Source organism: Salmonella sp. 741265055_HSA, assembly GCF_046569525.1.
Lineage (GTDB): Bacteria > Pseudomonadota > Gammaproteobacteria > Enterobacterales > Enterobacteriaceae > Salmonella > Salmonella enterica.
Genome location: NZ_JBKFSQ010000021.1, coordinates 22940 through 45347 on the forward strand (window position 1 = coordinate 22940; position 22408 = coordinate 45347).

Below are 22408 nucleotides of genomic sequence, written 5' to 3' on the forward strand. Positions count from 1 at the left end.
TGATGAAAGCGGAAAGAAACAAAAAGAGCGAACAGTTTTTAAATATTAAAAATTTCATCCCTTATACACCGGATGCATCATTCCCCGGTGCGGCGCATCTTAAATCAGAGGATGGTCAGGACTGGTACGGGTGCCAACAATTATTTTCAGCAGACACGCTGAAAATTACCTACGACGATAACGATGTTATTACGTGTATCACGCGCGATATTTCCGGTTTATGGCCTGCTGGCCAGAGCGTGGCGGAGCTACCTGATACGGATGAAAACCGTCTCGCTGATATTTCAGGCGGCTGGCAGTTTAAAGACGGTAAAGTCGTTCAACGGGCTTATTCGCCGGAAGAGCTGCGTAAAAAGGCGGAGGCTGAAAAAGTTCGTCGCCTTGCTGAGGCTGAATCAGCCATTGCACCACTGGCGCGTGCAGTAAAGCGTGGTATCGCGACTGATGAGGAGCAGAAGCGACTGGAGGCATGGGAACTCTACAGCGTAATGGTTAACCGTGTGGATACAGCTTCCCCTGACTGGCCGGAGGTACCGGATGTGGCGTGAAGCGCGTCTGGCTTTTACGGATTCTCTGGCTGCGCTGGATTGTTCTGTCGTTCCGGCGCATCCGTGGATTCACGGTCTGGGGCAGCAGACAGATAACGGGGCATACCTGAGTCCGGTCAATGCAATCCATTATCTGGCGGAAAGGCTGGCCGGAACGGGAGGCAATACCGATGTGGTGATCATGATGGTAACGGGACAGACCCATGAAAACTTCATGAAGGGGCTTAACAGCCTGGTGGATGTTTTCCCCGCGCCCGCATTCACCCAGGTTAGACGTCTGGCTGAGTCTGCGGCGACACTGGCTACTGAGAAAATGCAGATCCCCGCGAAAGCCGGGGCAGGACTGCCGGTTGCCATTCCGCTGTCCGTTCCGACCAGCAGGGCAGCGTTATCCGCTGCCGCTATCAGTGAGGCGCAGAAAGCGGCTGGCGCCGGATTCAGCCTGGACGGGCTGAAACAACAACTGGGGGAATTTACGCAACTGCGTGACAGCCTGATTAACGATGTGGCCAGCGGCCTTGCTGATTTGCAGGGGAAAAGTGCCAGGGCATGGGTATTTACGGCCAGTGGCGACACCGCCGCCACCCTTCTGGCGCTGGTAAAGGACATTCCGCAGCCTTCAGCCGTTTATACTGCGGCAATCATGCTGGCTGGAAAAAATCTTGATGGAATAAGGGGCATGATTCATGACGTCGATCCCGACACTGGCGCTTAATGGTGAGGCCATACTGCTGAAAAACATGCGCGTGACCGTTTCCCAGCAGTTTCAGGATAAAGACCAGTCCGGTCAGACCAGCGCGACCACCAAATCAGAGCAGGGGGCAAAGGGCAAAGAGCTGCGTATCAGCGGCGAAATACCCTTTAAAAACCCGGAGATCCTGAAGCGTATTTTTGAACTGGCCAGCGCCACCGATGCAGACGGGAAACGCATGAAATACCGCGTTGCGCATGAGGTGGCCAGAGCAGTGAATTTTCGTGAGGCCACCTTCAGCGGAATGCTGGATGCACCGCCGCAGGACGGGAAAATGGCCTGGCTGGTCACGTTCACCCTGGCGGAACATGTCAGCGTACAGGAGAAGCGGGAAGCCAGGGCAACCGGTAAAACAACGGCAAAAAAACAGACGGCCAGCAGTACGGGACAATCCGGTGGCCAGAGTGCCGGAGAGGATGAAGAAAAACTGACGTGGTTTGAACGCAGGGTACTGAAGCCCGTCAATGACGCTTTAGGTTAATGATGAAACCAGTAAAACGCCTTTACCTTTCAACGGATGAAATACACCTGGCTGACGCCAGTCTGGTGCTGGAGCTGAACAGCTGTGGACGTGGCTTTATTACGGCACAGACGACCACAGACTACACCGGCAAACTGGTACGGCTGGATGTGGGGTATTCCGGTTTACTTCTGCGCTGGTTTACCGGCTATGTGGAGCGCTCACAGCCTGCCGAAAACGGTTATCAGCGTCTGTTCGTCCGCGAGCTGGCTGGCGTATTTGAACGGATGTGGCCATGCTCATTCCAGCATCCCACACTGCGCGATGTGGCCGGATGGCTGGAGGAAAACAGCGGGATCAGCATTGCGGTACCGGATGTGCCGTACAGTGATAAACCGATCCCCCATTTCACCCATAACGGGACGGGATACCAGCTGCTGAATAACCTGGGCAGGGCATTCAGTATCACGGATTACATCTGGTATCCATTGCCGGATGGTTCGCTGTATGTCGGCGGTGCAGAAAAGGCGCTGTTTGCCGGACGCCCGGTAGAAATCCCGGCAGAGTTCAGCCAGGGAACGGCGGGCGGTAATTCCATGACATTGCCGGTGATCCAGAGTCTTCGTCCGGGCGTGGACGTGAACGGGGAACGCGTGACCAAAGTTCATCTGGCGAATGACACAATGACCATCACGTGGACACCACGGAACCGCGCCACAGGTCAGCCATTGCAGAAAACACCGGCGCAGCGTCAGATAGAAAGCCATTACCCGGAGCTGGCTTCAGGTCTTCACCTGCCCAAACTGGCCAGGGTGGTGGCACCCAGCGAGGCCGTAAAAAGCGGTAATTTTGCCGACCCGTTCCGGCCACGGTACGCCGTTGACGTGCAGCTGCTTGACGCGGACGGCAACCCGGACAACCAGACGCCGGTATATTCCGCTGTACCGCTGCCGGTGCCAATGGCCGGTAACGATTCGGGAATGTTCCAGTTTCCACCGGAAGGAACGCTGGTAGAGGTGGCGTTTACGGGCGGCAGGCCGGATAAGCCCTTTATCAGGCAGACGCTGCCGGATGGCACCAGTCTGCCGGACATTAAGCCCGGCGAACAGCTGCAACAGCAGCGGGCGGAAGTCTCGCAACGCGTGACACAGGCAGGAGACTGGGTACGCCAGACGGATCAGACCATCAGTGAAACATCGATGGCGCGGACGGTGAAAGCCGACACGGAACGGCGCGAACTGGTCAGCCGTGAAACCACGGTGAAAGCCACGGATAAAATCACAGTACTGGGTACCGCCACGCTGATGGCCGGAGCCATACAGCAGGTCAGTGCTGGCGACTTCAGCCAGGCGGTAAAAGGAAACCGGCTGGCCAGTATTACAGGAAATGAAGAAACCGAAATCGCCGGGCAGCAATCCACGAAAGTGGCCGGTGCCATGAATGTTGATATAGGGGGAACCCTGACAGAAAAGATTGCCGCATTACGTAAATCCGTGGCAGCGGGCGGTCAGCAGATTATGGGGCCAACCGTGCATATCGGTAGCGAGGGCGTAAATACGCTAACCATGATGCTGGACACCATTGATTTACTGGCAGAGCTGGCGCAGCAGTGCGCGAGCCATTCACACCCCAGTGTTGGTACGCCGACCAATGCCGGAGCATTCAACCAGACGGCAGTAAAGGCCGGGCAGACCCGGAACAAGTACCAGAACATCATCGCCTGATTCTCTCTTTTCAGCCCGCATAATGCGGGTTTTTTTACACCCTTCATCAGGCGTCACCAGACGCATTCTAAGCGCTTCCTTTATCTGACAACTACCGAGCAACACCACAAAAGGATCTGTGTTGTCACGTTACGCTGACGACGCCACACGCTGACAAAATAAATCTTTCGCAGACAAAAACGGCGCTACACCGCACCCGCCTGCGGTTTCTGGATCGATTAAATTTTTCAGTTTTCTTTTCCTACAAACCAAACCGCCAGACAGCGTCAGTTCTGGCGGCTTGCGGGAAATCTCCAACTGAAAAGATTGAAAGGAATTTCAGTAATTTTCATTTTGAAGGATCAATGAAGGATCTGAGGGGTTTTCTAACCATCAGATAAATAAAGTAAAAAAAATTTTTATGTAGATTAAAATGATCTAGGGGGACAGTGAAGGATAAGTGGCAAGAAGCCCGCAACGCCAGATGTGGGGCGGGCTACCGTGGTTTCCCCTGGGGTTTCAGAGACTGAAAAATGTGATGCTTACAATTTGCCTTCTGAAATCTTGAAATCCACTATTTCTTTGGTTTTCAGGTCCATAGTGCAAGCGTAAGTCATGGTCATTTTTGCATTAAAGCCATTTGTAAATTTGACCTTATCCCCGATGAACGTTAGCTGATTCTTTTTGCTGTCGATTCGTGCATGAGAGAACATTGGATCTAAAAGGCCGTCAGTCCATTCAAATTCATATTTTGCTGCATGTTCTACCAGTGGTTTGCATTTGGTCACTGCATCGACCATGTTCTTGTCAAAGTTACACTGGGTATCCGTGTTAGAGCATACTTTTGGCGCTTCCGCCGTTTGCTTGTCATCGCTTCCACCAACAAAGTACATGACTGCTGCAACGATGATTATCAAGATAAGGCATCCGCCAAGCTTCTGTTTTGCACCAAACCCCGGATCTTTAACGCCACAGTGGGGACACGTTTTTGCAGAGGTTGAGACTTCTTTTTTGCATTCTTTACATTTGGTAAGTGCCATAGACATTTCCTTATTAATTAAGCATCTGGATCATAGCTATCCAGTAAGCAAGGTTACAAGAAAGAATTGTCTATCAAAAAAAATCCGCCGCCATTTTGTCGCCATCTTAAAAAATACATACTCTAACACTATGATTTTAAAAGGTATAAATTCAAGGCAACAAAAAACCCACCAACCTTGAACCGAAATGGCGGGGTTGATGGGCTCCACAAAATGGGGACATCAAAGAAAAGCAGTGGCAATAGGTATGACTGATGCTTTAACGAAAAGTTCGACCTATTGGCAAAATTTTTTCACTTAAAGGCAAACTTCAGTTTTATCCTAACCCCGGCCAGATGATGACAATAAGCGTCCCCGCCAGCGTTAGCAGAACGTTGGCGATAGCGTAAGTCCCCGCATAACCCAGCGCTGGAATATTGCTGCGCGCCGTATCGCTAATGATTTCCATCGCCGGGGCGCAGGTACGCGCGCCCATCATGGCGCCGAACAGCAGCGCCCGGTTCATGCGCAGCACATAAGCGCCAAACAAGAAGCAGATCACCACCGGTACCAGGCTGACGACAAGCCCGGCGATCAGCATTTGTCCGCCGACCGCACCCAGGCCGTTGCTGATACCGCTGCCGGCGCTTAAACCAACGCCTGCCATAAATACCATCAAGCCGAATTCTTTCACCATGTTAAGTGCGCCCTGTGGAATATAACCAAAGGTAGGATGGTTAGCGCGCAGGAAACCGAGCATGATCCCGGCGAACAGCAATCCGGCCGCGTTGCCGATGCCGAAACTAAAATTGCTGAACTGGAAGGTAATCATCCCGATCATTAACCCGATGATAAAAAAAGCGCAGAAGGCGAGCAGGTCCGTCACCTGACTATGGATCGAAATAAAACCAATGCGATCGGCGATGGTTTTTACGCGTCTGGCGTCGCCGCTCACCTGTAACACGTCGCCTTTATTCAGCACGACGTTATCGTCGATAGGCATTTCGATCTGGCTGCGGATGACGCGGTTAAGGAAGCAGCCATGATCGGTCAGCTTGAGCTGAGCGAGGCGGCGACCGACCGCATTGTGGTTTTTCACCACAATTTCTTCCGTTACGATGCGCATATCAAGCAGATCGCGATCAAACACTTCCTTACCATTACGGAAGCTGGGATCGAGCCTGGCGTGCGCGTCCGGATAGCCGACCAGCGCAATCTCATCGCCCATTTGCAGCACCGCATCGCCATCCGGGTTCGCCAGAATACCGTTACGACGAATACGTTCGATATAGCAGCCTGTCTGGCGGTAAATACCCAGCTCGCGCAGGTTTTTACCGTCTGTCCAGGCCACCAGTTCCGGGCCAACCCGATAGGCGCGGATAACTGGCAAATAAACTTTGCGATTAGCATCGGTATCCAGACCACGCTCGCGAGCAATTTGCTGGGCGCTGGTTTGCAAATCCTGATGCTGTAGTTTAGGCAAGTAGCGCGCGCCCACGATCAGACTGACCAGCCCAATCAGATAGGTCAGGGCATAGCCCAGGCTCAGATTATCAAGAGCGGAGGAGAGTTGCGTGCTGGCGATGCCGGAATGTCGCAGGGTATCGCCTGCGCCAACCAGCACGGGCGTGGAAGTCATTGAGCCGGCCAGCATACCGGCCGTCAGGCCGATATCCCAGCCGAATAGCTTACCAAGGCCTAAGGCGATTAGCAGAGCGCTACCGACCATGACCAGGGCAAGCATCAGATAATTTTTACCGTCGCGAAAAAAAATCGAAAAAAAGTTGGGGCCAGCCTCGACGCCGACACAAAAAATAAACAGCATAAATCCCAGATTTAGCGCGTCGGTGTTAATACTAAAGTGTTGCTGCCCTAATAATAGAGAGACCACTAAAACGCCAATGGAATTACCAAGTTGGACTGAACCCAGACGTAACTTGCCAAGACACAGGCCAAGAGCCAGGACCACAAATAATAACAGGATGTAATTCCCATTTAACAAATCTGCGACGTTTATATTCACGGAGACTAACTTCTTGTTTACGAGTAAGCTGTTGAAAGAAATGGTAATTTACGCTACTGTTTTTATCATGAATTAAGGGTGCAATCGTATTGCATACAGCATCCAAATAAAAACAACACAACAATATATCCTGCTAGTTTAATCTTATTGCGTACTAACGGCTATAAGAATCGTGCAGGTGTGTTTTTGGCATGGAATGCCACATGACTTTATCTGACTGGATGCCTCACGGCGGAAAGCGTGTTCGATAGAGAGTGTCAGGAGGAACGATTGAAACATAAACACGGGTGGGCAAGCGTTGTCTGCTGCTTTGTACTCTTTATTGTGGTGTGTCTTTCATTAACTATGCATGTACAAGGCGCTTTTCGCGCGGCAGGGCATCCTGAGATTGGACTGTTATTTTTTACGTTGCCTGGTGCGGTGGCCAGTTTTTGTTCTCACCGACGCGAGGTGATCCGACCGCTGATCGGGGCGATGCTGGCGGCGCCGTTTTGCCTGGTGTTAATGCGCGTGGTATTTATGCCTACCCGATCGTTTTGGCAAGAACTGGCATGGTTATTTAGCGCCGTATTCTGGTGTGCGTTAGGCGCGCTCTGTTATTTGTTTATTAGCAGTCTGTTTAGCCACCGGCGAAAAAAACGCCGATAGCGCCCTCCGGTAGAGGGCGTTGCCAGAGCAATCAGGCGAAAAGATTCAGATTTTCTTTTGCCCATGCTTCAAAATCCGTACAGCCGCCGATATGTTTTTGATCGACAAAAATCTGCGGTACGGTTTCTACGGGTTTACCTACGGTTTTTTCCAAATCCGCTTTAGTGATGCCTTCAGCATGGATATCAATATAGCGGTAGTTGAAATCGTCGCGTTCTTTGCTCAGTTTTTCCGCCAACTCTTTTGCACGCACGCAATAAGGGCACCCTGGACGGCCAAAAATAACAGTAAACATATCTCTCCTCGAACATAAAGCCAGACGGCGAACAGGTGTTATCATGCCGCGATTTACGGCAGATGAAAAGCAGGTTACGCCTGTTCCTTTGATAACCCAGGGCTATATCTGTTAAGCACGCCGGACCAGAACGTTCTACACTGTGCGTCAGTTTACCAGGAGGCTTGATATGCGCACGATTGGCGTGTTACCCAAAAGCGTACTGATACTGGAATGCCTCGGTATGATTTTGCTGGCGCTTGCTCTGCTATCACTTAATCATTACCTTACGCTGCCTGCGCCGTTCAATACGCCGCTGGTTGGCGTATTGATGGTTTTCCTGGGCGTCGTGTTGATCCTCCCCGCCGCGGTGGCGATGATGTGGCGTATTGCGCAGTTACTGGCGCCGCAGTTGATGAAACGTCCACCCGACATTTCTTCCCGTTCAGATAGAGAAAAGCATAATGAGTCCGACCATTGAACTTCTTTGTGGCCATCGTTCTATTCGCCATTTCACCGATGAACCCGTGACTGACGCGCAGCGAGAGGCCATTATTGCCGCCGCGCGCAGCACGTCCAGTTCCAGTTTTTTACAGTGCAGCTCTATTATCCGTATTACCGATCGGGCGCTGCGCGAGGCGTTAGTGCCCCTGACGGGCGGGCAAAAGCATGTGGCGCAGGCCGCTGAGTTCTGGGTATTTTGCGCCGATTTTAATCGTCATTTGCAGATCTGCCCTGACGCGCAGTTGGGGCTTGCCGAACAACTGCTGCTCGGTGTCGTCGATACGGCGATGATGGGGCAAAATGCGCTGACGGCGGCGGAATCACTGGGGTTAGGCGGCGTGTATATCGGCGGCATCCGTAACAATATTGAGTCTGTTACCGAACTATTAAAATTGCCGAAGCATGTATTGCCGCTCTTTGGCCTGTGTTTGGGATGGCCTGCGGATAATCCGGATCTGAAACCGCGCCTGCCTGCCGAGCTTGTGGTTCATGAGAACCAGTATCAACCGCTTGATGAAAAGCTGCTGGCGCGCTATGACGAGCAGTTGGCTGAGTATTATCTGACCCGCGGCAGTAATACGCGACGCGATACCTGGAGCGATCATATCCGTCGCACCCTGATTAAAGAAAATCGCCCATTTATCCTTGAATATTTGCATAAACAGGGCTGGGCGACGCGCTAAAACCTGCGGGCCAGTGTATGATACGCGGGCTTTTCAGGGTTTTCAGCGAGGTGCAGGGTGAAAATTGCCATATTGTCCAGGGATGGAACGCTCTATTCTTGCAAACGTCTGCGCGAAGCGGCGATGCGGCGCGGCCATCTGGTCGAGATACTCGATCCTCTTTCCTGCTATATGAATATTAATCCGGCTGCGTCGTCGATCCATTACAAGGGGCGTCGTCTGCCCCATTTTGACGCCGTTATTCCCCGTATTGGTTCGGCCATTACCTTTTATGGTACCGCTGCGCTACGTCAGTTTGAGCTACTGGGTAGCTATCCGCTGAATGAATCCGTCGCCATTACCCGCGCGCGCGATAAGCTGCGATCGCTACAACTTTTGGCGCGCCAGGGGATCGATCTTCCCATTACCGGGATCGCCCATTCGCCGGATGATACCAGCGATCTTATTAAGATGGTTGGCGGGGCGCCGCTGGTCGTGAAGCTGGTAGAAGGCACGCAAGGGATCGGCGTGGTATTGGCGGAGACGCGTCAGGCTGCTGAAAGCGTTATTGATGCGTTTCGGGGGCTGAATGCCCATATCCTGGTTCAGGAATACATTGCCGAAGCTAAAGGATGCGATATTCGTTGTCTGGTCGTCGGCAATGAGGTTGTGGCGGCGATTGAGCGGTGCGCGAAAGCCGGTGATTTTCGCTCCAATCTTCATCGCGGCGGGGTGGCCAGCATCGCGACGATCACGCCCCGTGAACGGGATATCGCCATCAAAGCCGCACAAACGCTGGGGCTGGATGTGGCGGGCGTCGATATTTTACGCGCCGCGCGCGGGCCGCTGGTGATGGAGGTGAATGCCTCGCCGGGACTGGAAGGTATCGAAAAGACTACGGGCGTGGATATCGCGGGGCGAATGATTCAGTGGATAGAACGTCACGCTACGCCTGAATTTTGCCTTAAAATCGGCGGCTAATCGCAATCATGGATTCCGCCGTAGTACGAAGCACGCTTTTTGCGTAAGCTGTGCCGGTAATTTTTTCATCGTCATCGTAAGAGGTAGCACATTATTATGATATCACTGGTCGTTCCCACTCTGGATACGTTGCGTCAATGGCTCGACGACCTGGGCATGAATTTCTTCGAATGTGATACCTGCCAGGCGCTGCATTTGCCGCATATGCAGAATTTTGACGGCGTCTACGATGCTAAAATCGATTTGGTGGACAACACCGTTCTTTTTTCCGCGATGGCGGAGGTCAGGCCTTCCGCGTTGCTGCCGCTGGCGGCCGATCTCTCTGCTATCAACGCCAGTTCGTTGACGGTAAAAGCCTTTCTCGATATGCAGGATGATAATCTGCCAAAGCTGGTTGTGTGCCAGTCTTTATCCGTTATGCAAGGCGTCACCTACGAACAGTTCGAATGGTTTGTTCGCCAAAGTGAAGAGCAGATTTCTATGGTGATCCTTGAGGCCGGGGCGCATCAGCTTCTGTTTAACGCGGAAGAAGACGCGCAAAAAACCAGCGCGGTTGACCATTTTCTTCACTGATCCCTCCCGATAATCAGGCAGTCGCTGCCAGCGCGGCTGCTGTTTACGTTTTTTTATGCTGTCGTTAACCTTTATTTAAAGAATTATTCACCTCCTTTCTGACCATTTCGCTTTATCACATAGACAAAACCTGCATAAAAAATTGATAAAAGGCGTTTTTTAATCTGGGCTATAGCCTCAAACCTTAGCTAAAGTTATTCTTGCGAAGCTTCTATAGCGAGCTTGATGGCAGGGAGGGCGACCTCTCTTCTTCATTTGTATCAAATGAAAAGGTATGCACATTTCAGGCATGTTTTAAACCACGCCTAATGGGTTCATTTGTTAACGGATTTCAGAAGGAAAGCGATGATGACCGCCTTAAAGAAAAAATGGCTATCGGGTCTGGTTGCGGGTGCTCTGATGGTCGTCTCTGTCGGCACGCTCGCTGCCGAACAAAAAACGCTGCACATTTATAACTGGTCAGATTATATCGCGCCGGACACGGTGGCGAACTTTGAAAAAGAGACCGGGATTAACGTTATCTATGATGTCTTTGACTCTAACGAAGTGCTGGAAGGCAAGTTAATGGCAGGCAGCACCGGGTTCGATCTGGTGGTGCCATCGGCCAGTTTTCTTGAGCGTCAGCTCACCGCGGGCGTTTTTCAGCCGCTGGATAAAAGCAAACTTCCCGGCTGGAAAAACCTCGATCCTGAACTGCTGAAACTGGTAGCGAAGCATGATCCTGACAACAAATACGCCATGCCCTATATGTGGGCCACGACGGGCATTGGCTATAACGTTGATAAAGTGAAAGCGGTGCTGGGGGATGATGCGCCAGTGAATAGCTGGGATTTAGTCCTCAAGCCGGAAAATCTGGAGAAGCTAAAAAGCTGCGGCGTCTCTTTCCTTGATGCGCCTGAAGAAATTTTTGCCACCGTGCTGAACTATCTGGGTAAAGATCCGAATAGCAGCAAAGCGGATGACTACACCGGCCCGGCAACCGATCTGTTGTTGAAGCTACGGCCAAACATTCGCTATTTCCACTCCTCGCAATACATTAACGATCTGGCTAATGGCGATACCTGTGTAGCCATCGGCTGGGCGGGCGATGTCTGGCAGGCCGCTAACCGGGCGAAAGAGGCGAAAAATGGCGTCAATATCTCTTTCTCGATCCCCAAAGAGGGGGCAATGGCGTTTTTTGATGTGTTTGCCATGCCGGCTGACGCCAAAAATAAAGACGAGGCCTACCAGTTCCTTAATTATCTGCTGCGCCCTGATGTGATTGCCCATATTTCCGATCACGTTTTCTACGCCAATGCGAATAAAGAGGCGACGGCGCTGGTTAGCCAGCAGGTGCGCGATAACCCGGGAATTTATCCGCCGGCGGATGTGCGGGCCAAGTTGTTTACCCTGAAAGTGCAGGAGCCGAAGATTGATCGCGTCCGCACCCGCGCATGGACGAAGGTGAAAAGCGGTAAGTAATTGATTAACGGTATGGCCTGATAAGCGTGCGCTATCGGGCATTCCACCGTTTGTATCGTTTGATTGTGTTATGCCGGAGAGCGCCTTGTGAATGATGTCCCCCACCGCCCGCAGGTGAAAACCCGTAAAGCGCTGACGCCGCTTCTGGAAATTCGCAACCTGACGAAGTCATTCGACGGGCAACATGCTGTCGATGATGTCAGTCTGACTATCTATAAAGGCGAGATTTTTGCCCTGCTGGGCGCGTCAGGTTGTGGAAAATCGACTCTGCTACGGATGCTGGCAGGTTTTGAACCGCCGAGCAGCGGGCAAATTATGCTCGACGGCGTCGATCTGGCGCATGTTCCGCCGTATCAGCGTCCGATTAATATGATGTTTCAGTCCTATGCGTTGTTTCCGCATATGACGGTAGAGCAGAACATCGCTTTTGGTCTGAAGCAGGACAAACTGCCGAAGGCGGAGATTACCAGCCGCGTCAATGAGATGCTGGGTCTGGTGCACATGCAGGAGTTTGCGAAACGTAAGCCGCATCAGCTTTCCGGCGGTCAGCGTCAGCGCGTGGCCCTGGCGCGCAGTCTGGCGAAACGTCCTAAGCTGCTCTTGTTGGATGAACCGATGGGCGCGCTGGATAAAAAATTACGCGACCGGATGCAGCTTGAAGTGGTGGATATCCTTGAGCGCGTCGGCGTGACCTGCGTCATGGTGACGCACGATCAGGAAGAAGCCATGACGATGGCGGGGCGCATTGCCATCATGAACCGTGGAAAATTTGTGCAAATTGGCGAACCGGAGGAGATTTACGAGCATCCGACGACCCGCTATAGCGCCGAATTTATCGGATCGGTAAATGTTTTTGAGGGCGTACTGAAAGCGCGTGAAGAGGACGGTCTGGTCATTGACGCGCCCGGTTTGGTTCATCCGTTAAAAGTCGATGCAGATGCCTCTGTCGTTGATAATGTGCCGGTATATGTGGCGCTACGTCCGGAAAAAATCATGCTGTGTGAGTCGCCGCCTGCCGATGGCTATAATTTCGCCGTCGGCGAAGTGGCGCATATTGCGTATCTCGGCGATTTGTCTATTTATCATGTGCGGCTAAAAAGCGGGCAGATGATCAGCGCTCAACTGCAGAATGCGCACCGTTACCGAAAAGGGTTACCGACCTGGGGCGATGAAGTGCGTTTGTGCTGGGAAGCGGATAGCTGCGTGGTCCTGACGGTATAAGGGGGAAACATGAGCACACTTGAACCTCCGGCACGCATCAGTAAACCTGGCGGCGCGGTGCTATGGTTGGCGCGAATGCAAATGAAACATGGGCGTAAGCTGGTTATTGCTTTGCCTTATATCTGGCTCATTCTGCTGTTTTTACTGCCGTTTCTTATCGTCTTTAAGATAAGCCTGGCGGAAATGGCGCGGGCGATCCCGCCGTATACCGATCTGCTGGAATGGGCTGACGGTCAGTTGTCGATTACGCTCAATCTCGGTAATTTTTTGCAACTGACCGACGATCCGCTCTATTTCGAAGCCTATCTGCAATCGTTACAAATTGCCGGTATTTCCACGATCTGCTGCCTGCTGTTGGGCTACCCGCTGGCGTGGGCGGTGGCGCACAGCAAGCCCTCCACGCGCAATATCCTGCTGCTGTTGGTGATTCTGCCCTCGTGGACGTCTTTTTTAATACGCGTCTATGCCTGGATGGGCATTTTGAAAAACAACGGTGTGCTGAACAATGTGTTGCTGTGGCTAGGGGTTATCGATCAGCCGCTGACGATCCTGCACACTAACCTGGCCGTCTATATCGGCATTGTTTATGCGTATCTGCCGTTTATGGTTCTGCCCATTTATACCGCATTAACGCGTATTGATTATTCGCTGGTGGAAGCGTCGCTGGATCTCGGCGCCCGACCGCTGAAAACATTTTTTAGCATCATTGTCCCGCTCACCAAAGGCGGAATCATCGCCGGCTCGATGCTGGTTTTTATCCCGGCGGTGGGCGAGTTCGTGATCCCGGAACTGCTTGGCGGGCCGGACAGTATCATGATTGGTCGCGTCCTGTGGCAGGAGTTTTTCAATAACCGCGACTGGCCGGTGGCTTCTGCGGTCGCCATTATTATGTTGCTGCTGCTGATCGTGCCGATCATGTGGTTCCATAAACATCAGCAAAAAAGTGCGGGGGAGCACGGATGAATAACTTACCGGTCGTTCGCTCGCCCTGGCGCATTCTGATTCTGGTGCTGGGGTTTACTTTTCTCTATGCGCCGATGTTAATGTTGGTGATTTACTCGTTTAACAGTTCGAAGCTGGTGACGGTGTGGGCGGGATGGTCGACGCGCTGGTATGGCGAGCTCTTTCGGGATTCCGCCATGATGAGCGCAGTGGGACTAAGCCTGACAATTGCCGCCTGCGCGGCGACGATGGCGGTGGTGCTCGGTACTATCGCTGCGGTGGTGATGGTGCGATTTGGACGATTTCGCGGCGCAAACGGCTTTGCGTTTATGATCACCGCGCCGCTGGTGATGCCGGATGTGATTACCGGGCTGTCGCTGCTGCTACTGTTTGTCGCGCTCGGTCATGCTATCGGCTGGCCCTCCGATCGCGGGATGCTGACCATCTGGTTGGCGCACGTCACTTTCTGTACCGCCTATGTGGCAGTGGTGATCGCTTCGCGATTACGCGAACTGGATCGTTCGATTGAAGAGGCGGCGATGGATCTTGGCGCGGCGCCGTTGAAGGTCTTTTTTGTCATTACGTTACCGATGATCATGCCAGCGGTGATCTCAGGCTGGCTGTTGGCCTTTACGCTCTCTCTTGACGATCTGGTGATTGCCAGCTTTGTTTCCGGTCCCGGCGCCACCACGCTACCGATGCTGGTTTTCTCCAGTGTGCGCATGGGCGTGAACCCGGAAATCAACGCGCTGGCGACGTTAATCCTCGGCGTGGTAGGAATCGTCGGATTTATTGCCTGGTACCTGATGGCGCGAGCGGAAAAACAGCGGATTCGCGATATCCAGCGTGCAAGACGCGGCTGAAGCCACTAAAATCTTCCACTATGGCAATGCGTTGCCGCGCGGGTCGCGGCATCATTTTCAGGGAAGACATTCATTGGGATTTATAAAGCAATCAACCTCATCACATGCCCGTTTAAATGTGCCTACGCTGGTGCAGGTTGCGGCTATGGCGATTATTTTGATTCGCGGTCTCGATGTGCTGATGATTATGAATACCCTCGGCATACGCGGGATGGGCGAGTTTATTCATCGCAGCGTGCAGACGTGGAGCTTAACCCTGGTCTTTCTGGCCAGCTTAGTGCTGGTCTTTGTTGAAATTTATTGTGCGTTTTCGCTGGTGAAAGGCCGTAGCTGGGCGCGCTGGGTGTACCTGGCGACACAAATTATTGTGAGCGGATATCTGTGGGCGGCGTCGTTAGGCTACGGGTATCCGGAGTTGTTTAGCATCGCGGGAGAATCGAAGCGTGATATCCTGCATTCCCTGGTCATGCAAAAACTCCCCGATCTTTTAATCCTGTTTCTGCTGTTTATTCCCGCTCCCAGCCGTCGGTTCTTCCGGCTGCAATAATGTGTATAATCGTCGCCCCGGATAATATGAAGGTTTTTTGGTATGCAGTGCGCACTCTATGACGCGGGTCGCTGCCGTTCCTGTCAATGGATTACGCAGTCGGTTAACGAACAACTTTCCGCAAAAACAGCCGATTTACATCGTTTGCTCGCCGGGCTGCCTGTTGAACAGTGGTGCGCGCCGATTGGCGGCCCGGAACAGCATTTCCGCAACAAAGCGAAAATGGTCGTGAGCGGTAGTGTAGAAAAACCGCTCTTCGGGATGCTGCATCGCGACGGTACGCCGGTCGATCTTTGCGGCTGCCCGCTGTATCCCGCCTCCTTTGCCCCCGTATTCAGCGCGCTAAAACCTTTTATTGCCCGTGCCGGACTCACGCCTTATAACGTGGCGCGAAAACGCGGCGAACTGAAATACCTGTTGCTGACGGAAAGTCAGTTCGATGGCGGTATGATGCTACGCTTCGTGTTGCGTTCAGAAACCAAACTTACGCAACTGCGCGCGGCGTTACCGTGGCTGCGTGCGCAACTGCCGCAGCTCAGGGTGATCACCGCAAATATTCAGCCGGTACATATGGCGATTATGGAAGGGGAGACGGAAATCTACCTGACGGATCAGCAGGCGCTGGCGGAACGTTTTAACGATGTGCCGCTGTGGATTCGTCCGCAAAGTTTCTTTCAGACCAACCCTACGGTCGCCAGCCGATTATATGCGACGGCGCGCGACTGGGTAGGGCAACTGCCGGTACGCCATATGTGGGATCTTTTTTGCGGAGTGGGTGGATTCGGTCTGCACTGCGCGACGCCGCAGATGCAATTAACCGGTATTGAGATCGCGCCGGAGGCGATTGCCTGCGCGAAGCAATCCGCCGCTGAGCTGGGATTAACCCGCCTTCATTTCCAGGCGCTGGATTCCACCCAATTCGCCACCGCACAAGGCGAAACGCCCGATCTGGTGTTGGTGAATCCTCCCCGCCGCGGCATTGGCAAGCCGTTGTGCGATTACCTTGCACAAATGGCGCCGCGTTTTATTATTTATTCAAGCTGTAACGCGCAGACGATGGCGCAGGATATTCGCCATCTGCCGAACTACCGTATTCAACGTGTTCAGCTTTTCGATATGTTCCCGCATACCGCGCATTATGAGGTTTTAGCGTTACTGCGCAGGTCAGTATAATATATTCACAATATTTATTTTTATCACCAAATTATTCCATAAAAATAATAAATACAATCAATTGATTATTAAATCCAATTGATTGTATTTATATATTCCCTTATTTTTGCAAATCAAATCACAAATAATCACTTTAAATCTTTTAATGACTACTTTTGATTATTACAGTGCGTGTAAGGCAAAATTAGACAAGGTGGTTTATCGGGTAACTTTCAATAGCATCAGCGAAGCAATACGTAACGTCAGTAAAGGGGTCAATCATGACAACGAATAGGCACGCTTATGGAGGGCGTTCAGACGATGTTTGCCAAATTTATAGATGTTATTCAAACGTTTTTAACTGAACCGGCAATATTAATTGGGATATTAGTCGGTGTTGGCTATGCGCTGGATAAAAAGACGCCTATAAAAATTATCACCGGTATGATCAGCGCGATGGTCGGTTTGATGATGGTGTTATTTGGCGGCTTTCAATTTTCAGCCACTTTTAAACCGGTTGCAGAGGCAGTCAGCAAGGCTTATGGCGTGCATGGATACTTAATGGATTCATATGCCATGAAAGCCGCGACGCAAATAGCGCTGGGCGATAATTTCGGCTATGTAGGATACGTTTTTGTACTGGCGTTTTTTACTAACCTGATATTAGTTTTATTTGGTCGTTATACCGGCGCAAAAGGTATATTTCTTACCGGCAATACCGGGGTCTCTCATTCACAGGCAGTACTGTGGTTAATCGTCTTCTGGCTGGGGTTCGGTTGGGTACAATCCATTGTGATTGCCGGGGTATTGACCGGGGTCTTTTGGGCGTTTTCAACTACGCTTATTGTTAAACCCATCGCCAAAGTGACCAATAACGCCGGTTTTACCATTGCGCATAACCAGATGCTGGGACTGTGGTTTTTCTCGAAATTCGCGCATAAATTCGGCGATCCGGAAAAGCATGACGCCGAAAACCTGAAACTTCCCGGTTGGTTAGCCATTTTTAACCACAACGTGACGGCAATCGCCATTGTGATGACGCTCTTCGTTGGCGGTTTTCTATTGGCTACAGGGATCGATAACGTACAGTTAATGGCGAAAGGCAAACCCTGGTATATCTATATCATCAATCTGGGCCTGCAATTCTCTATGTATATGGTCATCTTGCTGCAGGGGGTGCGGATGATGGTAGGCGAAATTAACGGTTCGTTTAAAGGATGGCAGGATCGCTTTATTCCTAACGCTATACCGGCTGTGGATGTTGCTGCTTTATTACCTTTTTCGCCGAACGCGGCCACGCTGGGATTCGTCTTTTGTACCTTCGGCACGATTTTTTCCATGGGCATTCTGCTGCTCATCCATAGCCCTATTATGGTATTGCCTGGTTTTGTTCCGCTCTTCTTTTCCGGCGGCCCAATCGGCGTATTAGCCAACCGAATGGGGGGATATCGTTCCGTTATTATTTGTACTTTCCTGTTAGGGATTATTCAGACTTTCGGTACGGTATGGGCCATTCCTTTAACCGGGCTGGCAAAAGAAGGCGTGGGCTGGACGGGAATATTTGACTGGGCGACTCTGTGGCCTGCGATTTGTGAATTACTGAAATTTATTGCTTCAACGTTCCATCTTGGTCCTTATTCCATTTAATTGATTCGGTTTATATAAAGGATTTTATTATGAAAGATTCTGTAAATATTCTATTCGTATGCGGTTATGGTGTAGGCAGTAGCGTAATGTTACAAACTGTTGTTAAAAAAGCGTTAGCAAAATATGACTTCTCTTTTGATATGGAGCATACGGCAGCGGGAGAGGTCGGTGGATTTACCGACTGGGCAGATATTTATGCGATTTCGAAAAAATTGCTTGATGTCGTTAGCCTCGATCCTAAACACGGACAATATCTCATTCCCATTGAAAATATCATGGATGGCGAGTCAATAGGTAAACAGATTTACGATGTGGTAGAGAAAAATTTTCCGCACCTGCTCAACAAATGAGGGTGAGTCATGAAAGCGATTATTCTGCTGTTTGACAGTCTGAATAAAAACTATTTGCCGCCCTATGGTGATTTGCTAACGAAAGCGCCTAACTTTCAACGCCTGGCGGCACATGCCGCCACCTTTGACAATAGTTATGTCGGCAGTATGCCCTGTATGCCAGCCCGTCGGGAACTGCACACCGGGCGCTATAATTTCCTGCATCGTGAGTGGGGGCCGCTGGAACCCTTTGATGATTCCATGCCGGAATTATTGAAAAAAGCGGGGATCTACACCCATCTTATCAGCGATCATCTGCATTACTGGGAAGACGGCGGCGGTAACTACCATAACCGCTATAGCTCCTGGGACGTAGTACGCGGTCAGGAGGGCGATCACTGGAAGGCGAGCGTTGGCGAGCCGCCCATTCCGGAAGTACTGCGCGTTCCACAAAAACAAACCGGAGGCGGCGTTTCCGGGCTATGGCGTCACGACTGGGCGAACCGCGAATACATCCAGCAGGAAGCTGATTTTCCCCAGACGAAAGTTTTTGATGCCGGGTGCGATTTTATCCATAAAAATCATGCCGAAGATAACTGGTTATTGCAGGTTGAGACGTTTGATCCGCATGAACCGTTTTATACCACCGAGGAATATTTATCACTCTATGACGATGAGTGGCAAGGCCCGCACTATGACTGGCCGCGCGGCAAAGTCAGTGAAAGCGAGGAGGCGATAGCGCATATTCGCTGTCGTTATCGGGCCCTGGTTTCTATGTGCGACCGCAATCTGGGACGTATCCTTGATCTGATGGATGAACACGATCTCTGGCGCGATACGATGCTGATTGTCGGTACCGATCACGGCTTCTTGCTGGGGGAGCACGGTTGGTGGGCTAAAAATCAAATGCCCTATTATAACGAGGTGGCGAATAACCCGCTGTTTATCTGGGACCCGCGCAGCGCGGTATGCGGAGCGCGACGGCAGTCGCTGGTGCAGATGATTGACTGGGCGCCAACGCTACTGGATTATTTTCAGCAACCTATTCCCGCAGATATGCAGGGCCAACCGCTGGCGAAAGTCATTGCCAGTGATGAACCCGTCAGGGAAGGCGCGCTGTTTGGCGTGTTTAGCGGACATGTTAATGTTACCGACGGACGCTATGTTTATATGCGGGCCGCGCAGCCGGGGCGTGAGCATGACATTGCGAACTACACGTTAATGCCGATCAAGATGAATGCGCGTTATGACGTGGATGAACTGGGAAAATTATCTCTGGCACCTCCGTTTAACTTTACTAAAGGGCTTCAGGTATTACGTATTCCGGCCAGGGAAAAATATAAAGGTGTGAATAGCTTTGGTCATCTCTTGTTTGATCTCAGAGACGATCCGCAGCAGCAACATCCTATTCATGATGAGGCCATCGAAGCAAGGATGATCAACTTACTTATCCGTTTGATGAAAGAAAATGATGCTCCGGCGGAGCAGTATCGCCGTCTGGGTCTGGATGTTATCTAAAAACGTAACAATGTTGTAAGCCGGGTACGCGTCAGCGTCACCCGGCAAGTATTAGTCCGAATCGCCTGTTGATGCAGGCGATTTTTTAAATAAGGGAACGTAGTTCATCGTAGCTAAAAATTCGGCCACGATAGCCAAGACCGGTATCAATAGCAAAAATTGACACTCCAGTGGTATTGTCAGTATCGAAAACGAAAAATGATTGTTCAGCGCCAAAATAAACGCAGTAATTCTCTCCCGTTTCAAAGACAGAAGATGTGAGCTCACTGCGCTGTCCGGGGAAGGTAAACTGATCTAATCGCTGAGCCGTTTTTTCATTCAGATCAACGGCAAAAATGGTCGGAAGTGAATCAAGTTCAGCCGCCGTATAGGCTACGGGTTCGGACTCAATGACACGGACCAGCTCATTACCATTTTCATCCGCACATGAATTATTATTGAACATAGAGATGACAAATTTATTTTCCCCCTGATAAGCAGCATATTTGTCATTGTTGGTAATAAATACCGCATGTTCGCCATTAGGATATTTGAAATTATCAGGGTTTTTTACGCTTAAATTGATGTCGGCATTTAATGTCGGAAATTCCGGATTATCAATAATCCATTCGAGATCGCCAGTCTCAATATTTAAGCCAATAATGGTACAGGTTGAACGTGAATTAACCATCAGTTGATTGGTTTGAGGGATGTACTCCAGACTATTAAAATGTACGTCATTGGTATCAGTATTATCAAGTACGGTAGCATGCATGAACTCGTTCGAGTAATCGCGTTGCCAGAGCAGTTCTCCACTTGCAATAGCATATTTATAGATAATGCATTCCAGTTTTTGGCTGTCAGACCAGTTGTCTAACACTGAGCCCAGAACATAGAGATTACCGTTATGATCAGTCGTGATATCGTGGTGAAAGCCAAAACCCTCTGGCGCCGTAAGCGTTTGAATCACTTTACCGATAAGATTAAAATTATAAAGATGAGGCGCAAAGGCATGTTTTTCAGGATCGTAGGTTTCGCTGGCAAGCGCAGACCAAAGCGAATTATCAATAATTTTTAGGTTACCGTACATCCACGGATATAGTCCAGTAATACGCAGATCGCCGTTAATATCATACCCATTCCATTCACTTGTCACAAACCATCCTTGCCCTAAGGTATTATCGGCCAGCGTTTGATCAAGAATATTAATAGTCAGATTTAGAGGTGTATCGCCATAATCTTGCTCCTGGGTCGATATTTCTAGCGTAAAACTTTCGGTGTTACCGGAAAGCGAGCGCGTGGTAATGTCGACGTGATTTAGATAATTCGCATAAAGTCCAACAATGCTTATTTCCTGACTCTCGGTATAATCTGAGGCTGACCAGTTAAAATCGGCAGCGCTGGTCTTCCCTCTGACAATATAGCTGACTATTACTGGTTCAGTCGTCTGAAAGCTGACGAGCGCACATAATTTATTGTGATTATAGGGATTAATAATAACGTTAATATCACTGTTCATAATAGATCCTCTGGTAAGTAAAATAGCCCTAATGGGATAGGCTCTAAGTTATGTCTTTCGGACCTATTATTGACCCAGAAGATAGTGTGGCGAAGTCATTTGAAATAAAAAGAGATAAACCAGAAGATATAAAATATATACCCTTCATACTTCAAGTTGCTTATGTGTTGGCTACGCTCGTTCACCCCAGTCACATAGTTATCTATGCTCCTGGGGACTCACTCCCTTGCCGCCTTTAAGCAACTCGAATTATTTTGGGTATAAATAATTAAATGATAAAAATTTACAACCCACCAATAGGGTGGGTTGTTAGAATAACATATGTCTTACTGCGGGAACCACTGGTCGCTGATTTTCTGATAAGTGCCGTCCGCTTTAATGGCGGCCAGCGCATTATTCAGTTTTTCCAGCAACGCCTTATTGTCCGGGCGCACCGCGATGCCAAGTCCGGTACCGAAGTATTGCGGATCGGTCACTTTCTCTGTTGCCGGACCCAGTTGCGGATTCGTTTTCAGCCACTCATTGACCACTGCGGTATCGCCAAAGACACCATCAATACGACCATTTTTCAGGTCGATAATCGCATTCTGATAGCTGTCGTAGGCCACGGTTTTGACCTCCGGATGTTTATCCTGGAGATATTTTTGATGCGTGGTGCCATTTTCCATACCGATACGCTTACCTTTTAGATCGGTAAAGGTTTTATAGGTGTCTTTTTTGGCAATCACCAGCGCGGAGTTCGCATAATAGGGATTGCTAAAGGCGACCTGCTTACTGCGCTCCGGGGTAATGTCCATTCCGGAAATGACGGCATCATATTTTCTGAATTTCAGCGCCGGGATAAGACTATCGAAAGCATGATTAGTAAAAGTACATTCTGCCTGCATTTGCTTGCATAATGCGGTTGCCAGATCGATATCGAAGCCCACAATTTTATTACTCGCATCCAGGGATTCAAACGGGGGATAGGTAGCGGAAACCCCGAAATTGATTTTTTCAGCGGCGATGCTGCCAGTGGCGAAAGAGGCGAGTAATGCGGCCAGAACTAACTTTTTCATGATGTCACTCCCGTAATCTTATGATT

At 50.5% G+C, this 22408-nt stretch carries 23 protein-coding genes; 18 read left to right on the plus strand and 5 right to left on the minus strand.

Annotated elements, in window-relative coordinates; genetic code table 11:
• Window positions 1-2: 2 nt before the first annotated feature.
• The 4 genes from ACLD4K_RS13145 to ACLD4K_RS13160 are packed head-to-tail and all read left to right on the plus strand — an operon-like array spanning window position 3 to window position 3483.
• Entirely contained in the window at window positions 3-548 is a 546-nt protein-coding gene (locus ACLD4K_RS13145) for a tail fiber assembly protein (protein ID WP_020437995.1), read from the plus strand.
• A complete protein-coding gene (locus ACLD4K_RS13150; RefSeq protein ID WP_000267951.1) occupies window positions 538-1263 on the plus strand; it encodes a hypothetical protein in 726 nt (241 codons plus the stop codon). Before ACLD4K_RS13145 ends, ACLD4K_RS13150 begins: the two co-directional genes overlap by 11 nt.
• Entirely contained in the window at window positions 1235-1780 is a 546-nt protein-coding gene (locus ACLD4K_RS13155; RefSeq protein ID WP_000200789.1) for a hypothetical protein, read from the plus strand. Before ACLD4K_RS13150 ends, ACLD4K_RS13155 begins: the two co-directional genes overlap by 29 nt.
• Window positions 1780-3483 carry a hypothetical protein gene (locus tag ACLD4K_RS13160; protein ID WP_411011987.1) on the plus strand — a complete coding sequence of 568 codons (1704 nt, stop codon included), beginning with the start codon at window positions 1780-1782 and terminating at the stop codon, window positions 3481-3483. Before ACLD4K_RS13155 ends, ACLD4K_RS13160 begins: the two co-directional genes overlap by 1 nt.
• A 521-nt stretch (window positions 3484-4004) precedes the next feature.
• On the opposite strand, the gene ACLD4K_RS13165 is transcribed toward ACLD4K_RS13160, so the two are convergent.
• The gene (locus ACLD4K_RS13165) at window positions 4005-4502 is read right to left on the minus strand and encodes a zinc ribbon domain-containing protein (RefSeq protein WP_001229272.1); all 498 of its coding nucleotides are present in this window, start codon (window positions 4500-4502) and stop codon (window positions 4005-4007) included.
• Window positions 4503-4818: 316 nt separating this feature from the next.
• Window positions 4819-6504 (minus strand): aspartate:alanine antiporter, encoded by a 1686-nt coding sequence (locus ACLD4K_RS13170; protein WP_001024853.1) that lies wholly within the window; start codon window positions 6502-6504, stop codon window positions 4819-4821.
• A 270-nt stretch (window positions 6505-6774) separates the two neighbouring features.
• On the opposite strand from ACLD4K_RS13170, the gene ACLD4K_RS13175 reads away from it, so the two are divergent.
• A complete protein-coding gene (locus tag ACLD4K_RS13175) occupies window positions 6775-7152 on the plus strand; it encodes an inner membrane protein YbjM (protein WP_000680850.1) in 378 nt (125 codons plus the stop codon).
• A gap of 31 nt (window positions 7153-7183) precedes the next feature.
• Here ACLD4K_RS13175 and ACLD4K_RS13180 read toward each other — a convergent pair whose 3' ends face one another.
• Complete coding sequence (locus ACLD4K_RS13180) at window positions 7184-7447, minus strand: GrxA family glutaredoxin (protein WP_000495513.1); 264 nt, start codon at window positions 7445-7447, stop codon at window positions 7184-7186.
• Window positions 7448-7616: 169 nt separating this feature from the next.
• Here ACLD4K_RS13180 and ACLD4K_RS13185 point away from each other — a divergent pair, with 169 nt between their 5' ends.
• From ACLD4K_RS13185 to ACLD4K_RS13245, 13 genes are all read left to right on the plus strand, one after another.
• Complete coding sequence (locus ACLD4K_RS13185; protein ID WP_411011988.1) at window positions 7617-7907, plus strand: YbjC family protein; 291 nt, start codon at window positions 7617-7619, stop codon at window positions 7905-7907.
• Window positions 7891-8613, plus strand: a complete 723-nt coding sequence (gene nfsA, locus ACLD4K_RS13190; protein WP_000075300.1) for a nitroreductase NfsA — start codon at window positions 7891-7893, stop codon at window positions 8611-8613. Before ACLD4K_RS13185 ends, nfsA begins: the two co-directional genes overlap by 17 nt.
• 57 nt (window positions 8614-8670) lie before the next feature.
• Window positions 8671-9573: a 30S ribosomal protein S6--L-glutamate ligase gene (gene rimK / locus ACLD4K_RS13195; RefSeq protein WP_000684361.1), complete on the plus strand. Its 903-nt coding sequence runs from the start codon at window positions 8671-8673 to the stop codon at window positions 9571-9573.
• A gap of 96 nt (window positions 9574-9669) precedes the next feature.
• Entirely contained in the window at window positions 9670-10146 is a 477-nt protein-coding gene (locus ACLD4K_RS13200) for a YbjN domain-containing protein (RefSeq protein ID WP_000624814.1), read from the plus strand.
• A 348-nt stretch (window positions 10147-10494) separates the two neighbouring features.
• The gene (gene potF, locus ACLD4K_RS13205; RefSeq protein WP_000125769.1) at window positions 10495-11607 is read left to right on the plus strand and encodes a spermidine/putrescine ABC transporter substrate-binding protein PotF; all 1113 of its coding nucleotides are present in this window, start codon (window positions 10495-10497) and stop codon (window positions 11605-11607) included.
• An 87-nt stretch (window positions 11608-11694) separates the two neighbouring features.
• Window positions 11695-12828: a putrescine ABC transporter ATP-binding subunit PotG gene (gene potG / locus ACLD4K_RS13210; protein WP_183058619.1), complete on the plus strand. Its 1134-nt coding sequence runs from the start codon at window positions 11695-11697 to the stop codon at window positions 12826-12828.
• A gap of 9 nt (window positions 12829-12837) precedes the next feature.
• Entirely contained in the window at window positions 12838-13791 is a 954-nt protein-coding gene (potH, locus tag ACLD4K_RS13215) for a putrescine ABC transporter permease PotH (RefSeq protein WP_411011989.1), read from the plus strand.
• On the plus strand, window positions 13788-14633 hold the full coding sequence (gene potI / locus ACLD4K_RS13220; protein WP_001061621.1) for a putrescine ABC transporter permease PotI: 846 nt from the start codon (window positions 13788-13790) through the stop codon (window positions 14631-14633). Before potH ends, potI begins: the two co-directional genes overlap by 4 nt.
• Window positions 14634-14706: 73 nt before the next feature.
• On the plus strand, window positions 14707-15180 hold the full coding sequence (locus ACLD4K_RS13225) for a YbjO family protein (protein ID WP_000505788.1): 474 nt from the start codon (window positions 14707-14709) through the stop codon (window positions 15178-15180).
• 42 nt (window positions 15181-15222) lie between these two features.
• Window positions 15223-16353 (plus strand): 23S rRNA (uracil(747)-C(5))-methyltransferase RlmC, encoded by a 1131-nt coding sequence (gene rlmC / locus ACLD4K_RS13230; protein ID WP_183058620.1) that lies wholly within the window; start codon window positions 15223-15225, stop codon window positions 16351-16353.
• 282 nt (window positions 16354-16635) lie between these two features.
• Window positions 16636-17979 (plus strand): PTS sugar transporter subunit IIC, encoded by a 1344-nt coding sequence (locus ACLD4K_RS13235; RefSeq protein WP_000399318.1) that lies wholly within the window; start codon window positions 16636-16638, stop codon window positions 17977-17979.
• Window positions 17980-18008: 29 nt separating this feature from the next.
• Entirely contained in the window at window positions 18009-18329 is a 321-nt protein-coding gene (locus ACLD4K_RS13240; protein ID WP_000655399.1) for a PTS sugar transporter subunit IIB, read from the plus strand.
• A gap of 9 nt (window positions 18330-18338) precedes the next feature.
• Window positions 18339-19826: a sulfatase gene (locus ACLD4K_RS13245; protein ID WP_000644019.1), complete on the plus strand. Its 1488-nt coding sequence runs from the start codon at window positions 18339-18341 to the stop codon at window positions 19824-19826.
• A gap of 85 nt (window positions 19827-19911) precedes the next feature.
• Here ACLD4K_RS13245 and ACLD4K_RS13250 read toward each other — a convergent pair whose 3' ends face one another.
• Both ACLD4K_RS13250 and artJ read right to left on the minus strand, forming a co-directional pair.
• Window positions 19912-21324 (minus strand): aryl-sulfate sulfotransferase, encoded by a 1413-nt coding sequence (locus tag ACLD4K_RS13250; protein WP_183058622.1) that lies wholly within the window; start codon window positions 21322-21324, stop codon window positions 19912-19914.
• Window positions 21325-21650: 326 nt separating this feature from the next.
• Entirely contained in the window at window positions 21651-22382 is a 732-nt protein-coding gene (artJ, locus tag ACLD4K_RS13255; RefSeq protein WP_000737538.1) for an arginine ABC transporter substrate-binding protein ArtJ, read from the minus strand.
• Window positions 22383-22408 lie beyond the last annotated feature (26 nt).